General features: G+C 60.8%; 13 protein-coding genes. 3 read left to right on the top strand and 10 right to left on the bottom strand.

The genetic code is table 11. The features are described 5' to 3' along the window. Window positions 1–296: 296 nt before the first annotated feature. Window positions 297–974 carry a type 1 glutamine amidotransferase domain-containing protein gene (locus tag M0814_RS03085; protein WP_103485083.1) on the top strand — a complete coding sequence of 226 codons (678 nt, stop codon included), beginning with the start codon at window positions 297–299 and terminating at the stop codon, window positions 972–974. A 109-nt stretch (window positions 975–1083) separates the two neighbouring features. On the opposite strand, the gene M0814_RS03080 is transcribed toward M0814_RS03085, so the two are convergent. The 6 genes from M0814_RS03080 to M0814_RS03055 form a co-directional block, all read right to left on the bottom strand. Beyond that, window positions 1084–2472 (bottom strand): VOC family protein, encoded by a 1389-nt coding sequence (locus M0814_RS03080; protein ID WP_103485084.1) that lies wholly within the window; start codon window positions 2470–2472, stop codon window positions 1084–1086. A gap of 88 nt (window positions 2473–2560) precedes the next feature. Further along, on the bottom strand, window positions 2561–3781 hold the full coding sequence (glcF, locus tag M0814_RS03075) for a glycolate oxidase subunit GlcF (protein ID WP_103485085.1): 1221 nt from the start codon (window positions 3779–3781) through the stop codon (window positions 2561–2563). A 2-nt stretch (window positions 3782–3783) separates the two neighbouring features. Further along, on the bottom strand, window positions 3784–4833 hold the full coding sequence (glcE, locus tag M0814_RS03070; RefSeq protein ID WP_103485086.1) for a glycolate oxidase subunit GlcE: 1050 nt from the start codon (window positions 4831–4833) through the stop codon (window positions 3784–3786). Then, window positions 4833–6332 carry a glycolate oxidase subunit GlcD gene (glcD, locus tag M0814_RS03065; protein ID WP_103485087.1) on the bottom strand — a complete coding sequence of 500 codons (1500 nt, stop codon included), beginning with the start codon at window positions 6330–6332 and terminating at the stop codon, window positions 4833–4835. Before glcD ends, glcE begins: the two co-directional genes overlap by 1 nt. A 184-nt stretch (window positions 6333–6516) precedes the next feature. Beyond that, window positions 6517–7443, bottom strand: coding sequence for an alpha/beta fold hydrolase (locus M0814_RS03060; protein WP_103485088.1), 927 nt, complete (start codon window positions 7441–7443; stop codon window positions 6517–6519). Between the two features lie 21 nt (window positions 7444–7464). After that, window positions 7465–8916 carry an NAD(P)/FAD-dependent oxidoreductase gene (locus M0814_RS03055; protein ID WP_103485089.1) on the bottom strand — a complete coding sequence of 484 codons (1452 nt, stop codon included), beginning with the start codon at window positions 8914–8916 and terminating at the stop codon, window positions 7465–7467. A gap of 168 nt (window positions 8917–9084) precedes the next feature. Between M0814_RS03055 and M0814_RS03050 the strand changes: the two genes are divergently transcribed. Beyond that, window positions 9085–10158: a diguanylate cyclase gene (locus tag M0814_RS03050; RefSeq protein ID WP_103485090.1), complete on the top strand. Its 1074-nt coding sequence runs from the start codon at window positions 9085–9087 to the stop codon at window positions 10156–10158. Window positions 10159–10366: 208 nt separating this feature from the next. Continuing rightward, a complete protein-coding gene (locus tag M0814_RS03045; RefSeq protein ID WP_103485091.1) occupies window positions 10367–11602 on the top strand; it encodes a M20/M25/M40 family metallo-hydrolase in 1236 nt (411 codons plus the stop codon). 173 nt (window positions 11603–11775) lie between these two features. Here M0814_RS03045 and M0814_RS03040 read toward each other — a convergent pair whose 3' ends face one another. From M0814_RS03040 to M0814_RS03025, 4 genes are all read right to left on the bottom strand, one after another. Then, window positions 11776–11952: a hypothetical protein gene (locus M0814_RS03040; RefSeq protein WP_003226222.1), complete on the bottom strand. Its 177-nt coding sequence runs from the start codon at window positions 11950–11952 to the stop codon at window positions 11776–11778. Then, window positions 11949–12629, bottom strand: coding sequence for a transposase (locus tag M0814_RS03035; RefSeq protein ID WP_103485092.1), 681 nt, complete (start codon window positions 12627–12629; stop codon window positions 11949–11951). Before M0814_RS03035 ends, M0814_RS03040 begins: the two co-directional genes overlap by 4 nt. After that, window positions 12626–13399 (bottom strand): hypothetical protein, encoded by a 774-nt coding sequence (locus tag M0814_RS03030; RefSeq protein ID WP_103485093.1) that lies wholly within the window; start codon window positions 13397–13399, stop codon window positions 12626–12628. Before M0814_RS03030 ends, M0814_RS03035 begins: the two co-directional genes overlap by 4 nt. A 148-nt stretch (window positions 13400–13547) precedes the next feature. Beyond that, window positions 13548–13727 carry a hypothetical protein gene (locus M0814_RS03025; protein WP_003226216.1) on the bottom strand — a complete coding sequence of 60 codons (180 nt, stop codon included), beginning with the start codon at window positions 13725–13727 and terminating at the stop codon, window positions 13548–13550. Window positions 13728–13960: the final 233 nt, after the last annotated feature.

The raw sequence follows: 13960 nt of genomic DNA, 5'->3' as shown, positions 1-13960 counted from the left end.
GGGTGAAGCAGCTCCAGCCTGCGTTATGACCGATGTTTTTTGCTGAATCGAAGTGGAAAGTGCGCAACTTCTTGCGCAGTACTGCGCAAGAAGTTGCGCACTCGGCTGCGGGCCATGTGCCTCAAGGCCTGCAGCGCGATGACCAGGGTTTTTGAGCCAGACAAGTGCGCAAGAAGTTGCGCAGTAAGGCCACGTGCCAGCGTCGAGCGCTTGAAACGATTCGCCCTGCGCGACGGTCAATCACTCACGAGCGCGCCGAAGGCGTCTGCACATTACCCCCATCGAGTGAGAACGACATGAAAATCCTGATGGTTTTAACGTCCCACGATCAATTGGGTGATACCGGCAAGAAAACCGGCTTCTGGCTGGAAGAATTCGCCGCGCCGTATTACGTGTTAAAGGATGCCGGCGCGCAACTGACGCTGGCCTCGCCCAAGGGTGGCCAGCCACCGCTGGACCCGAAGAGTGACGAACCGGACGCACAGACCGCCGCGACCGAGCGCTTTCGCAAGGACTCCGCCGCCCAGTCGGCACTGTCCTCCACGGTCAAGCTGGACACGGTGAAGGCTGCGGATTTCGATGCCGTGTTCTATCCCGGCGGCCACGGCCCGCTGTGGGATCTGGCTGAAGACCGCCATTCGATTGCGTTGATCGAAGCGTTTTACAACAGTGGCAAACCAGTTGCAGCGGTGTGTCATGCGCCTGGTGTGCTGCGCCATGTCAAAGGTGCGGACGGTCAGCCGCTGGTCAAGGGCAAGCAGGTGACCGGTTTCACCAACAGCGAAGAGGAGGCGGTAGGGCTGACCAACGTGGTGCCGTTTCTGGTGGAGGATGAGCTCAAGGCCAAGGGCGGGATTTTCTCCAAGGGCGCCGATTGGTCGAGCTATACCCGTGAAGACGGGTTGTTGCTGACGGGGCAGAATCCGGCGTCGTCCGAGGAGACGGCGTTCGCGCTGTTGTCGCGGTTGCGCTAGAAGCGACATTTGATTCTGTGGCGAGGGAGCTTGCTCCCGCTGGAGTGCGCGGCGCTGCCAAAACGAGGGCCGCTTCGCAGCCCAGCGGGAGCAAGCTCCCTCGCCACAGTCAGAACAGTTTCAAGCCCAAAACCTGGGCGCACTCCTCAATCGACCGTCGCTGCGTCTCGGCGTACAACCCCAGCTCATCAATGGTCGCGCGGCCCAAGGCCTGTTCGAATGCCTGACGGTTTGAGTGTTCGCCATAGTGTGTCTGCGCGGCATCCCCAAGGTTCGACTGAAAAATCCCCGCCGCACTCACCGGCAGGAAATCTTCGTACACCAACGGTTCAGCTTTCACATGGCCATCGCGGAGCAAATCCTCCAGCGATGCCGACTTAAGGCTACCCGCTGCCAGGCCTCTTTCCGTAGGGAAGTAGCGAAAGTACGCCAGTCCCTGTTCACGCATGCCGTCGACGCTGTCAGGAAATTCGCCAAAGTGCTGAGTCATCAGCGCTTTGTAACGTGCGGCGTTGCCTTCATTGGGGAAGTCGCCGAGTTCATCGCGGGCGGCATTCAGCAAACGGTCATACAGCGCTCGCCCCTTGGGAGTCAGCGCCGCACCGCGTTGTTCGATCTCGCCGAAGCGCGCGCTGTGGCTGCCGTGGGTGTCACTCTGGTCGGTGAAGGCAATCGGCTCGTCGAGTGCCTTGAAACTGGTCTGGCGCAGGAGGATCGGGCAGTGCCGGCGCGGCGGGCCTTCGATCACTGCTTTCGGGGTGATGCCATGTAGCGGCATCTGCGCCTGGACGATGTCGATGTCCAGGGTGCGCGGGGTCAGGTGGTTGATGTGCGGGCCTTTGAACGCCACCACGTCGGCGATCAAACGGTGCTGGGCGCTGAGGGTCTGGTACTGCGCGGCGGTGACGGTTGCGCTGTGATGCCAGCGAAAGGTCTCCAGTGCCTGTAGGACGAATTGCGCCGCGTCCTCCTCATTCAGCCCACCAGTTGACTCAGACTGCTCGATCAGACGCAATGCCGTAGGGGTAAAGATCGAACGCTGGTTCAGCACCGATTCGGCAAACGCGCGCAGCTCGGGATCCTCGATCAGTTCCAGGCGCAGCAACGAGGTGAACACCCGAAACGGACTGATCTGCAGCGCCGCTTCATGCATCGCGCGAAACGCCGTGGAGTGCACCGGCACACCCGCCGGAGTCAGGTCGTAATAACCCACCGGTTGCATGCCCATCACCGCGAACAGGCGGGCGAGGGTCGCCAGCTCTGTAGCCGTGCCGACGCGGATGGCGCCGTGGCGCTCCATGTCCAGCCGTTCGATTTCACCGGTGCTGTCGAGCTGCCGTGCGATGTCCGGCTGAGCCGCCAGCACTTCGCGATTGGTCTGTTCCACCAGTTCCATCAGCGCGCCGTACAGCGGCACTTCTTCGCGGTACATGTCGGACATCGCTTTGGAGAAGCGTTGGCGGATCAGGTCGGGGCTGACGAAAGGCTGCAAGGTCATGAAAAAAATTCCTGCCACGGTCACGTAATGGATGGAGGAAAAGATCGCAGCCTTCGCCGACGCCGGCAAACGAAGAATCCTACGAACTTCATTCTGCCAACGACTGATCCACCAGTTCGATCCAGTGCAAAACCTGGGTGCGCCCGGCGCCGGCCAGATGATTCTGGCAACCGATGTTGGAGGTGACGATCAAGTCCGGGCGATCGCTCTCCAAGGCGTTGAGGCGGTTGTCGCGCAGTTGCCGGGCAAGGGTCGGTTGCGTCAGCGAATAGGTGCCGGCCGAACCACAGCACAAATGCCCGTCCGGCACCGCCGTGAGGTTGAAACCCAGCCGGGTCAACAGTGCCTCCACCGCGCCGCCGAGTTTCAGCGCATGTTGCAGAGTGCAGGGGCAATGCACGGCGATCCGGCGTTGGCTGGCGGCGCACACTTTCTCCAGAGGTTCCTGCGCGAGAATCTGCACCAGATCCAGTGTCCGTTCGCTGATCTGCCGCGCCTTGTCGGCGTAGCGCGGATCCTGTGCCAGCAAATGCCCGTAATCCTTGATGAACGCGCCGCAACCGCTGGCCGTCTGCACGATGGCTTCGGCACCGTTTTCCAGGTGCGGCCACCACGCGTCGATGTTCTGCCGGGCGCGATCGAGGCCTTTGGCCTGGGCGTCGAGGTGATAGTCCAGTGCGCCACAGCAACCGGCCTCGGCCACCGGGGTGACGCTGATCCCCAGTCGATCGAGCACCCGCGCTGTCGCGTCGTTGGTGTTCGGCGACAGGCCCGGTTGCACGCAACCTTCGAGCAGCAACACCCGCCGCGCATGGCGCGGAGCAGGGCGTGAGCCGGATGCTGACGAGCGCTGCGGCAATTTGCTTTCGAACAGGCGCGGCAGCAATGGCCGGAACGTCGTGCCGACCCGCAGCAAGCCCTTGAACACGCCGGGATTTGGCGCCAGTGCGCGCAAGCCCTCGCGCAACAGACGTTGGGCGGCAGGGCGCGGCACGGCCTTGTCGACCACTGCCCGGCCGATGTCGAGCAGGTTGTGATAATCGACGCCGGAAGGGCAGGTGGTTTCGCAATTGCGGCAGGACAGGCAGCGATCCAGATGCAGTTGAGTCTGCGCGGTGGCCGCGGCGCCTTCGAGCACTTGCTTGATCAGATAGATGCGCCCGCGCGGCCCGTCGAGTTCATCGCCGAGCAACTGGTAGGTCGGGCAGGTCGCGTTGCAAAAACCGCAATGCACGCAGGTGCGGAGGATCTTTTCTGCCTCGGCGGCGCGCGGCAGGCGTCGGGACTGTTCGCTGAGTGTGGTTTGCATGGCTAGAACTCCGCGTACATCCGGCCGGGGTTGAACAGCCCTTGCGGGTCGAGTTGCGCCTTGAGTTGCTGGTGATAACGCATCAGCGTGCGTGGCAACGGCTGAAACGGTGTGTCGCTGGCGCCATGAGTGAAGCAGGTGGCGTGGCCGCCGAGTTCCTGGGCGAGGATCTGGATGTGCTCGTGATCGGATTTCAGCCAGCGTTGCGCACCGGCCCAGTCGATCAACTGCTGGCCGGGCAAGTCCTGCGGCCCGAGATTGTTCGGCAGTGACAGGCGCCACAGCGGCAGGCCTTCGTCGAAAAAGTCCAGGCGTTGCTCGTTCAAGTCGCGCCAGAAAGCCGAGTCCAGCGGTTCGCCGCCGAGGCGTTGATGCGCAGCGGTTACCGAGCCTTCGCCACCCTCAAGGCGCAGATACAGGCTTTGCCCGTCATGACAGGCGCCGCTGATCGGCAACGGTTGCTGGCCCCATTCGGCAAGCCGCGCCAGCGCCCGGGCGCAATCGAGGTCTAGGCGGATGCTCAGGCATTGACGCGGTTTCGGCAGGACTTTCAGCGACACTTCGGTGAGCACGCCAAGGCAGCCGAAACTGCCGGTCAACAGGCGCGAGAGATCGTAGCCGGCGACGTTTTTCATCACTTCGCCACCGAAACGCAGGTGTTGGCCGAGGCCGGTGATGACTCGGGTGCCGAGGACGAAGTCGCGCACCGAACCTGACCAGGGCCGCCGTGGCCCGGACAAACCGCTGGCGATCATCCCGCCCACCGTGGCGCTGTCGCCGAAGGCCGGCGGCTCGCAGGGCAACATCTGCCCGGCCGCGTCGAGCGCCGCCAGCAACTCGCGCAACGGCGTGCCGGCGCGCACGCTGACCACCAGCTCCGTCGGTTCATAGCGCACGATGCCGCGATGCGCGCGGACGTCGAGCACTTCACCGGCCACCTCGCGGCCGAGAAACGCCTTGCTGTTGCCGCCCTGAATCTTCAACGGCGTGGCGTTGGCCCGGGCCTCGTTGACCTGATCGAGCAGCGCGCCGCTGGCGTCGAAATCAGCCATCAGAAGCGCTCCAGTTCGGGGAATGGCAGGTGCCCGGCATGAATGTGCATGGCGCCGAATTCCGCGCAGCGATGCAGGGTCGGGATGTTCTTGCCGGGGTTGAGCAGGCCTTGCGGGTCGAACGCGGCTTTTACCGCGTGGAATAGCGTCAGTTCAGCGCTGTTGAATTGCGCGCACATCTGATTGATTTTTTCGCGGCCGACCCCGTGTTCGCCGGTGATGCTGCCGCCGACCTGCACGCACAGTTCGAGAATCTTCCCGCCCAGCGCTTCAGCGCGATGCAATTCGCCCGGTTGGTTGGCGTCGAACAGGATCAATGGGTGCATGTTGCCGTCGCCGGCATGGAACACGTTGGCCACGCGTAAGCCGTATTCGGCGCCGAGGCGGGCGATGCCTTGCAGCACGCCGGGCAACTCGCGGCGCGGGATGGTGCCGTCCATGCAGTAGTAGTCCGGCGACAAGCGACCGATCGCCGGAAAAGCGTTTTTGCGCCCGGCCCAGAAGCGCACGCGCTCGGCTTCATCGCGGGCCTGACGCACTTCGCTGGCACCGGCCCGGGTCATGACCTCGCGGACCCGCAGGCAATCGTCGTGGACATCGGCTTCGACGCCATCGAGTTCGCACAACAGGATGGCTTCGGCATCGACCGGGTAACCGGCGTGGATGAAGTCTTCGGCGGCGCGGATGGCGAGGTTGTCCATCATCTCCAGGCCACCGGGAATGATCCCCGCGGCGATGATGTCAGCCACGGCGCGGCCAGCCTTTTCCACTGAGTCGAAACTGGCCAGCAGCACTTTGGCGACCTGCGGTCTGGGCAGCAGTTTGACCGTCACTTCGGTGATGATCCCCAGCAAGCCCTCGGATCCGGTGAACAGCGCCAGCAAATCGAAACCCGGCGAATCGAGGGCGTCGCTGCCCAGCGTCAGGCGTTCGCCTTCGATGGTCAGCACTTCGATTTTCAGCAGGTTGTGCACGGTCAGGCCGTATTTGAGGCAATGCACGCCACCGGCGTTTTCCGCGACGTTGCCGCCGATCGAGCAGGCAATCTGCGAAGACGGGTCCGGCGCGTAATACAGGCCGAACGGCGCGGCTGCCTGGGAGATCGCCAGATTGCGCACCCCGGGTTGCACCCGCGCGGTGCGGGCTGCCGGGTCGATGTGCAGGATGTTGTTGAACCGCGCCATCACCAGCAGCAGGCCTTTTTCCAGCGGCAGCGCGCCGCCCGACAACCCGGTGCCGGCGCCACGGGCAACCACCGGCACGTTGTGTTGATGACAGAGCTTGAGCAGGGCCTGCACCTGATCGAGTCGCCGGGGCAGGGCCACCAGCATTGGCGTGGTGCGGTAGGCCGAGAGGCCGTCGCACTCGTACGGCTTGAGTTCGTCTTCGCGCCAGAGAAGGTCGAGGTCCGGGATTGCGTGCTGCAGGGTTTTCAGCAGTTCAGCCTTGTTCACCTCCGGTAGCGGGCCATCGAGGCGTTCGTCGTAGAGAATGTTCATTCCGACCTTCCGAATCTTTGTCGCCGGGACGGTTTTTTGTGGCGAGGGAGCTTGCTCCCGCTGGGCTGCGCAGCAGACCTGAGATTGGTGCCGTGTCGAGGCAGGCAAGTTGCTTTCGCTGGATCAGGGCCGCTTCGCGCCCCAGCGGGAGCAAGCGCCCTCGCCACAAGGACTGTGGTGGCTGTCATCGCTGATTGCCCAGAAACTCCCGATACAACCGCGCGGTATTCCCCGGCTGTTCGACCATCGGCATGTGCCCGACGCCGTCCCACACTTCGACCCGCAAATTGGCGATACCCTTGCTCCACACCGGCACGCTGCTGACGTCGATCAAGCGATCCTTGCGGCCCCACAACAGCAGCGCCGGGCATTTGATCTCGGCCAGTTTCGGCTCCATCGGCGGGCTGGCACGAAAGTCGCGGAAGATCTCTTCCAGCTCGTCACGCTGGCGTTGGTAACGTTGGGCGATGGCGTCCAGTACCAGCCCGGGCACCCACGGTGGCGAGGCCATGGTCATGGCATAAAACTGCCGGAACTCTTCCCTCGAATTGATCAGGAACGGGTTATGCCCACGAGCCAGATGGCGCTCCATGTCGCTGGCTTCCGGCGCGGTGACGCCGGCCGGGTCGATCAGCGCCACCGAGGTGATCCGCTCGGGATAGGTCGCCGCCAGCCAGGCTGCAATGTAGCCACCCATCGAGTTGCCGATCACGTGGACCTTCTCCACGCCGCAGACGTCGAGCAGTTGGATCATGCGCTTGGCCTGAAGCGGAATGTCGTAGCCGCCACCGGCCTTGAACCCGGTTTCACCGTGGCCGGCGAGGTCCGGGATGATCACCCGGTACTGGCGGACAAAGTGCCTGGCGAAGCGCAGCCACAGATTTTTCTCGGCGCTGTAGCCGTGCAGCATCAGGATCGCGCTGGCCGCCTCATAGGGGCCACCTTGCCAGGTCGACACCGTCATTTCGGCAATCGGCACCTCGATTTTGTGCAACTTGTACAACTTGGCCTCGAGCGCCGTGCTCAGGTCATACAGCCAATGCCCGACCGCCGGGTAACTCAACCAGCTCCAGGCCACGAAAACCGCGAGAGCGACAAACAGCACAAGCATCGACGTCTTCCTTTTACGTGTTCAGGACAGAATGTGGTCAGCCGGTTTCAGCGCCCGGGTCAACCGGTAGTAGCTGAAACTGAAGCCCGGAAATATCGCGATCACATGACCGCTCTTGCTCTGATACCAACTGTGACAGCCACCGGACTTCCATACCGTGCGTTCCATCTCACGGTGGATCATTGCAGTGTAGGTACGTTCCGCCTCGGGGCGAACTTCGATGCTGTGCAGGCCTTTTGACTGCAAGGTGTGGATGCAGTCGAGGATGTAGTTCATCTGCGCTTCGATGATGAACAGCGCCGAGGTATGCCCGATGCCGGTGTTCGGGCCGGTGACGATAAACAGATTGGGAAAGTCCGGCAGGCTGGTGCCCAGGTAGGCGCGCGGGTACTGCGCCCAGACATCCTTGAGTTGCACGCCGTGCTTGCCGGTCACCGGATAGGAGACCACGCCGTCGGTGGCGTCGTAGCCGGTGGACCAGACAATCAGGTCGACGTCGATGTGTTGGCCGTCCTGGGTGAGGATGCCGGTTTCGTCGAGCGCGGCGATGCCTTGCTCGCGGCTGTGCAGTGTGACGTTGGGCCGGGTCAGCGCCGGATAATAGGTGCTGGAGAGCAGGATGCGCTTGCAACCGATGGTGAAGTCCGGGGTGAGTTTTGCGCGCAATACCGGGTCCGGCACCTGTTGCTTGAGAAAACGCAGGGCCTGGCGCTGGACCAAATGAATCGCCGGTTTTGAATATTTGAAGGCGATGACCCGGGTTTCGAATTGCCAGTAGAGCAGCCAGCGCAGCAGCTTGTAGGCCGGTTTCACCCCCAGCAGCCAGCGCTGGAAACGGCCGAAGCGGCGATCGGCGCGCGGCAGCACCCAATGTGGCGTGCGCTGGAACACATGCAGTTGCTCGACCTCAAGGGCTATCGCCGGAATGACCTGCGCGGCACTGGCGCCGCTGCCGACGATGGCCACGCGTTTACCCTTGTAGTCGTAGCTGTGATCCCAATTGTTTGTATGAAACGTCTTGCCCTGAAAGCGATCCAGGCCGGGGAAGGGTGGGATCACCGGTTGGCTCAACGGCCCGGAGGCGTTGATCACGAACTGCGCGTAGAAAATCCCTTGGCTGGTGTGCACCGCCCAGCGCTTTTCGGCGTCGTCCCATTCGATGCGTTCGACGTTGGTTTGCAGCTCCACGCGTTCGCGCAGACCGAAGCGCTCGATGACGTGTTCGGTGTAACGATGCAATTCGGCCTGGGCTGCGAACATCTGCGTCCAGGGAAATGGTGCAAACGACAGCGAGTAGAGCGGCGACGGCACATCCACTGCCGCGCCGGGGTAGGTGTTCTGGCACCAGGTGCCGCCGAAGAAATCCCGTCGTTCCAGCAGGCGAAAATCGTCGATCCCGGCCTTGAGCAAGTTGACCGCCGCACATTGGCCGCCAAATCCGCTGCCGATGATCAACACTCGGTAGGTCTGCATGGGCCTCCTTCTTATAGTCGTTTTTCCGTTTTCGTCCTTTCAGGTATAGCTAAAAATTTGCATTGTGGGAGCGGGCTGGCCGGCGATGGCTATTTAACGGCTGCCTGTTAGACTTCAGCACATCCGTCTGACGGTGTTCGCAGGTTCCGTTGAGTGCTCGAGGCCCTTATGCGAAACAAGGGGGGAAAGGGACTTTCATTGGCCAGGAGGCTTTATACATCGCGAACCCTCGGGCTGGTGCTGGGGCTGTTGTGCGTGAGCGCGGCGATGTACCCGCTCGACCCGCCGCTGTGGGTCTGGGCGTTGATGCTGTTCAATGGCTTGCTCTGGCCGCACTTGGCGTTTCAATGGGCCCGACGTGCCAGCGTTCCTTACCATGCGGAACACCGCAATCTGTTGGTTGACGCCTTTATGGGCGGCTTCTGGGTCGCCGCCATGCAGTTCAATCCGCTGCCCAGCGCCACCACCGTTTCGATGATGGCGATGAATAATGTCGCCATCGGCGGTTTGCGTTTTCTCGCGGCGGGCCTGGCGGCGCAGATCCTCGGGATCGGCGTCGGCCTGGTGGTTTTCGCCCCGGCGTTTATCCCGCAAACCTCACCCTTGCAGCTGTATGCGTGCCTGCCGTTGCTGATGCTGTACCCGTTGGCGCTGGGCTGGATCTGCTTTCGCCAGGCCTCCACGCTGGGCCTGCACAAACGTGAGCTGCTGGCTTTGAGTCGCACTGACAGCCTAACCGGGCTGCTCAATCACGGCGCCTGGAAGGATCAACTGGAAGTCGAATTTCAGCGTTGCCGCCGACAGAAGCAAGGCGCGGCGATTGCGTTGATCGACATCGACCATTTCAAGGCGATCAACGACACCTATGGCCACGTGGCAGGTGACATCGTGTTGCGCCAGTTGAGCAAAATGCTCAAGCAGAACCTGCGTGCGGCGGACGTCGCCGGGCGCTATGGCGGCGACGAGTTCTGCGTGATCCTGCCCGACCTGCCGCTGTTCAATGCTGCGCAGGCCATGGAAGCCTTGCGCGAGCGTTTTGCCACCCTGGGTTACGAGCAGAACCCGGCGCTCAAGGTCAGTCTGAGCATTGGTCTGGCGGCGTACGATCCGGGCCATGGCGACGCAACCCGTTGGCTCAATGAGGCCGATCAGGCGCTGTACGAGGCCAAGGCGACCGGGCGCAATCGCGTGATCTGCAACAGTGACGATCTGCCGAAGCAGGAACTGCTCGATTCGGTCTGATCTATCACCGCCGTCCCCTGTGGGAGCGGGTTTGCTCGCGAAGGCGTTCTGTCAGCGGCATTGATGTCGGCTGACACTCCGCTGTCGCGAGCAGGCGAAGGCCTACAAGTGTTCGGTGTCGGCCGCAGAGATGTCGCATCCGGTATAGAGCCTTGCGTCGATGTCAGGTACGGTTTGAGTCCCCCCGACGCGAAACAAGGATCGATTCATGACGTTCGCATTTCCCCGCTCGCTGCTGGCCGCCAGCCTCGGCCTGTCACTCGCCTTCAGTGCTGCCGGCGCCTTCGCCGAACCGCACAAACAAGTGCTGGCCGACGCCGAACAGTATCAACCCGAAGCCCTGAAACTGCTGGAACGGCTGGTCAATATCGACTCCGGTTCCGGCTATGAGCCTGGGCTCAAGCAAGTCAGCGAGATCGCCATCGACGAGTTGAAAAAACTCGGCGCCACCATCGAGCTGGTGCCCAATGCCCCGGAAAAATCCAATCACGTGCTGGCCACCTTCAAAGGCACCGGTAAAGCGAAAATACTCCTGATGGCGCACATGGACACGGTGTTCAAGGAAGGCTCCGCCGCCGAGCGCCCGTTCCACATCAAGGACGGGCGTGCCTACGGGCCGGGGGTGATGGACGACAAGGGCGGCATCGTCGCCGGGATCTACGCGTTGAAGATTCTGAAGAGTCTCGACTTCAAGGACTACGCGCAAATCACCTTCCTGCTCGATGCCAGCGAAGAAACCGGCTCGGACGTCGCCACCGACCTGATCAAGAAAACCGCCAAGGCGCATGACGTAACCCTCAACCTCGAACCGGGGCGGCCGGCCGATGGTCTGGTGGTGTGGCGCAAGGGCAGCGCGACGGCGCTGGTCGAGGTCAAGGGCAAAGCGGCGCATGCCGGGGTCGCACCGGAACTGGGGCGTAACGCGGCGATGGAAGCGGCGCACCAGATTCTGCAGTTGGGCAAACTCGGCGACGAGGCGAAGAAAACCACGATCAACTTCACTGTGCTCCAGGCCGGTGATCGCACCAACGTGATCCCGGATCATGCGACCGCCAAGGCTGACGTGCGCGCAGCCGTGCCGGAAGAATTCGACCGGATCGAGAAAGACCTGGCGCGGGTGTCGCAGGACAAGCTGATTCCGGAAACTGAAGTGACCACCAGCCTCAAGCGCGGGTTGCCACCGATGCCGCAGACGGCGGTGTCGGATCGCTTGATGGCCATGGCCCAGGGGATTTACGGCGAGATCGGCCGCAAGTTGACCGAGGAGGGCAGTGGTGGGGCGGCGGATGCCAGCCTGTCAGCCGGCGTGGGCACGCCGACGCTGGATGGTTTCGGGATAGTCGGCGGCAATATTCATACGCCGGAGGAATACGCCGAAGTGGCGAGCGTGACGCCACGGATTTATCTGTTGTCGCGGATGATCATGGAGCTGGCCAAGCGCTGACTGGTGCTGCAACTGACGCTTTCGCGAGCAAGCCCGCTCCCACAGAGGATCTTCAGTGAACACAGCATTGGTGTTCGACACAGATCCACTGTAGGAGTGAGCCTGCTCGCGATGGCGTCACGCCGGCCGACGCACTACTTCTTGACCCTCATAGTGCGCCGGGCTAGCAAGAATCAAGCGGATTGCGGCATGTTCCAGAACTGCTTGATTTCGTGAATGTTGCCCACGTTGTACCGTGGAATGATGCCTGCACATGGCGATGCCGCAGCGGTTGCAACCGGTGTGTTGATGACGTTGGCGCCGGCGTGCAGCAGTGGGGTGTGGTTCCAGTTATCGAGTTGCTTGTTCATGCAGATTTCCTTTCTGATTGAGTGAGCAGTGAAGTCTGCTCACGTTGTAGCCGGGACAGCAGGCTGTCATAGAGCGCTGTCTCCTGGCGGGCGATGCCGGGATAAGTCGGCACCAGATTGTCGTCGAAGCACCAGGCTTCTTCGGTTTTGGCTGCCTGCGGAGGATGAATAAGCAAACTCAGCGAGGCGGACATCGTTTCAGGGGGTAGCTGTTTGTGTACTTCCTTTAGTGGAAGCATGTGCAGCACCTCACCCGGAATAAGTTTAAGGATTCGTTCTTCGCCGAACTCGGGCCTTCTGCCAGCCTGCAGCGGCGCCTGATTCAGAATCTCTCGCGAAACGGTGGTGTAGCCGTCACCGCTGTAACCCACGCAATAGAGTTCGAAGTCATGGCTGTGGTTGAGGTCGTAGATAAAGGTTTCCCTTTCATCCCGTGACGTGACCGGCGACCAGAAACCCAGGCGAACGGTAAACAGATCGTTGGAGTGCAGGACAAATGCATAGGCCCCGTAAAGCCTGTTTTTGGTACTGAAACCGTCCTGTTGAATCGTGGTGTAGAGGTGTTCGCTCAACAACGTGCGGTTAGTTGCCAGTTGACGCAGATCTTCCACGATCTTCGAACTGTCCGTCTGCAGGTCGTAAGTCGCCATACGCTCGATAAATGTCTGCAGTTTCATGCCGCCTCACACTGGTCGAGTAAATGGTTCAGGCGACTGTCTTGCAGGTTTCTCAACAGCGGGGCGCAATTCAGCGCGGTCTGTCGATCCGTTCTACTGATCATCTGAAAGGCCTTCCAGGCGACAGCGGGGTGATAGTGATAAATCAACTCCTGGGCCACTTTGCAGGCTCCGGGGTCCTGTGCCGCTTCAAGCAATTCAAGACTCACCAGAAAGCGCGCGGCGCTGTCGTCATGAGGGAACCAGCCGATTTTGCGCAATGAGCGAGGGTCGAACACACTGATGTCTGCGGTTCTATCGGGCAGATTGATGCTGCCGATAAACGCCGGGTGCCCGTTTCCTTCGGGATTGCTGTCGTACAGCGTTTTGCTGCCGTCGATGAACAACGGATTTTCGGCATCCACGATCACCTGCTCTGCGCGAGTCAGATATTCACCGTCCAGCCGATAAAGCTGAATGGAATACGATTGCCCGTTGATGGCGAACAAAACGCTGTTTCCGGGTACGGAATAGAACTGCTCAGGCGCGGGTGCGTTATCAGGTGCCTTGAGGCTGATGTTTCCATCTTTGGTGCAATATAACGTCAACGTTCCAGTGTGGATGTTCGTCGCTTTCATGATCGCGGCGTGACGGGATAAATTCTCGGTATCTGTTGCAGGTTCGGATAACTGGTCGGCCAGACGCTTTACTTCGTTCCCCATGTTTGTTGTCTTGATGCAGGTAATAAGCTGGTCAGGCGTCAAGTCTGGGTTGAGCAGGTTTTTTATCATGGGAAGTCGCTTTGTTTTTGTGCTGTCAAATGTACGTTTGCGAATATTTGATCAGGCGCAATAATCAGGGTTTGTTATTTTGTTTTGGTAAGCAGATGTCAGCGCTGAAGTTGCCTGAACGCTGACATCTGCGGTACAGCCCCGGGGGTTAAGCCTGAGCGGGCAGCGTACGGAGTTTCTTGATCTCGTGAAGGTTGCCGACGTTAAATCGCAGGCCGTCCCAGCCCGGGCAGTTGGCCGCGTGGGCGGACTTGGTTGGCATGTTGATGACTTTGGTTTCTGCGCGCAGCAGAGGAGTTGTTTGCCAATTGGCAGTAACGGTTTTCATGACGAATCCTTGTCGTGAGTTGAGCGGAATATTGCTCGGTATATAAATTTAAGTTTGATATTCGGGTGTTAAACTTTTTGCTGTTTAACGGTTTGCGATTATAGGGAGGCGATAGTTAATATCAACTCAGTAGTTGTTGTTAAATGTTGGTGTTTGTTTGTGGGTGTGTATCGCTGGGTAGAAGTTGACGGCGTTTAATTCGCCTGTCCTCGCAACTGGCCGGTGACATTGCG

The sequence above is a fragment of the Pseudomonas sp. MWU12-2020 genome (assembly GCF_023100605.1).
Lineage (GTDB): Bacteria > Pseudomonadota > Gammaproteobacteria > Pseudomonadales > Pseudomonadaceae > Aquipseudomonas > Aquipseudomonas fluorescens_H.
Note: the sequence above shows the minus strand (reverse complement) of the source record. Positions and strands in the feature narration are given on the sequence as shown.

What these genes read in the sequence shown, in the direction of transcription:
- M0814_RS03085 (WP_103485083.1), top strand. Translation starts at nt 297, where the DNA reads ATGAAAATCCTGATGGTTTTAACGTCCCACGATCAATTGGGTGATACC.
- M0814_RS03080 (WP_103485084.1), bottom strand. Translation starts at nt 2,472, where the DNA reads ATGACCTTGCAGCCTTTCGTCAGCCCCGACCTGATCCGCCAACGCTTC.
- glcF (WP_103485085.1), bottom strand. Translation starts at nt 3,781, where the DNA reads ATGCAAACCACACTCAGCGAACAGTCCCGACGCCTGCCGCGCGCCGCC.
- glcE (WP_103485086.1), bottom strand. Translation starts at nt 4,833, where the DNA reads ATGGCTGATTTCGACGCCAGCGGCGCGCTGCTCGATCAGGTCAACGAG.
- glcD (WP_103485087.1), bottom strand. Translation starts at nt 6,332, where the DNA reads ATGAACATTCTCTACGACGAACGCCTCGATGGCCCGCTACCGGAGGTG.
- M0814_RS03060 (WP_103485088.1), bottom strand. Translation starts at nt 7,443, where the DNA reads ATGCTTGTGCTGTTTGTCGCTCTCGCGGTTTTCGTGGCCTGGAGCTGG.
- M0814_RS03055 (WP_103485089.1), bottom strand. Translation starts at nt 8,916, where the DNA reads ATGCAGACCTACCGAGTGTTGATCATCGGCAGCGGATTTGGCGGCCAA.
- M0814_RS03050 (WP_103485090.1), top strand. Translation starts at nt 9,085, where the DNA reads ATGCGAAACAAGGGGGGAAAGGGACTTTCATTGGCCAGGAGGCTTTAT.
- M0814_RS03045 (WP_103485091.1), top strand. Translation starts at nt 10,367, where the DNA reads ATGACGTTCGCATTTCCCCGCTCGCTGCTGGCCGCCAGCCTCGGCCTG.
- M0814_RS03040 (WP_003226222.1), bottom strand. Translation starts at nt 11,952, where the DNA reads ATGAACAAGCAACTCGATAACTGGAACCACACCCCACTGCTGCACGCC.
- M0814_RS03035 (WP_103485092.1), bottom strand. Translation starts at nt 12,629, where the DNA reads ATGAAACTGCAGACATTTATCGAGCGTATGGCGACTTACGACCTGCAG.
- M0814_RS03030 (WP_103485093.1), bottom strand. Translation starts at nt 13,399, where the DNA reads ATGATAAAAAACCTGCTCAACCCAGACTTGACGCCTGACCAGCTTATT.
- M0814_RS03025 (WP_003226216.1), bottom strand. Translation starts at nt 13,727, where the DNA reads ATGAAAACCGTTACTGCCAATTGGCAAACAACTCCTCTGCTGCGCGCA.